Source organism: Gilliamella apicola, assembly GCF_003202915.1.
GTDB lineage: Bacteria > Pseudomonadota > Gammaproteobacteria > Enterobacterales > Orbaceae > Gilliamella > Gilliamella apicola_Q.
In genome coordinates this window covers 1-1,378 of the sequence record NZ_QGLP01000017.1, presented here as the reverse complement: position 1 = coordinate 1,378, position 1,378 = coordinate 1, and the positions used below count along the sequence as shown (strand labels likewise).

The following is a 1,378-nucleotide window of genomic DNA, read 5'->3' as shown; positions in this document are numbered from 1 at the left end:
CTGCCAGATACATCTAAATCATGACCGGATTTTATCGTTACGCTATTGGCGCTAAGTTCACTGCCTAACTGGGTAGTATTATCAATTTCAAGATGACTTGTTGTGCTTTTTTTAGTCAGTAATCGATTGTTTTCTTTAGTATGATGATCAGTTAATGCCGTACGCTCTTCAGCTGACATCAGATTAATGTCATGACCTGCTTGTAAACTTAATGATTTGTCCGCCGATACGGATGCAGCATGCGTATCAATGTTGTGGCCAGATTGTAATGAAATATGACCATTTGACTGAATTTGTGTACCCAGCACGCGACTTTCATCAATATCTCGATAATCGTTTTTACCGAAGTTGGCATGTGACGCAGTCTGAGTATTGACTTTATTTAACTCAATATCATGGCCAGCTTTGATTTGAGTTTTACTTGATTCTCCACCATTGATAATCATTGCACCAGTCATGTTCACATCATGCCTAGCTTGAACAACAATATCGCCTTCTTTACTTTGTAACGAAGCGACTTTATCAATCACTGTATTACGATTGAAATTACCCGGTCCATAATTAACTTCGGTTGTATTGGTTGTTGTGGTCAATAAAATATCATTGATGGCTGATAAGTAAATATTTTCATCAGCCACAAAAGCGCCACTACTTCGGATACTATCTGCCGCCTTAACGGCGATACTGCCGGCTTTCCATATCCCTTCTTGCTCTATATTGTGGCCTGATACATTGAGTTGGTGCCGAGCAATAAGATTACCATTTGAATAAATGTCACTATCACTCTCAATTTTAACGTTACGTCCAGCTAATAATGCTCCATCAGTTGAAAGTTCAGGACGATTAACAATATAGACTTTCGGGACTAGCACTTGTTGAGGTTGACCATCAACAATCACCGTTTGACTCACTAACCAAACCATATCACTAGTAAGTTGGGCCATCTGCTCTGGGGTGAGTGCGACCCCGATTTTAAATTGATATTGGTTCGCAAACATAATGCCCGCATCCATAAGTGCCTTATATTGCTCAATATCGCTTTGATAACCAGCAAGATAACGTTGACCTGTCAAAGCTATAATTTGCTGTTGTAGTAACTGTTGTTCGTAATAACCATCGCCTAACCGTTTTTGGATAACGTCAGGATCGGTTTTAATTCGATTGGTCATATAATCAGAACTTAACCATTTTTTACGATTGGTAAAACGATGGTCGGTCTCGATTAAATAAAGGCTTTTAGGGTCTTTATTGACCGTATATAAACTGTTATCTGGTAGGGTTAAATTTGACTCAATGGTGCTGATTGCATTAACTTGTGCTATTTGACGGTCACTGCTGTCAACTATTATCCCTGTTTGACTTTTCTCAGGTGTATTGA

Annotated in this window: 1 protein-coding gene; it reads right to left on the bottom strand. The window is 39.0% G+C overall.

The genetic code is table 11. The features are described from left to right. On the bottom strand, positions 1 to 1,378 hold a 1,378-nt coding region (locus DKK79_RS14320; RefSeq protein WP_181415338.1), incomplete at both ends, for a hemagglutinin repeat-containing protein.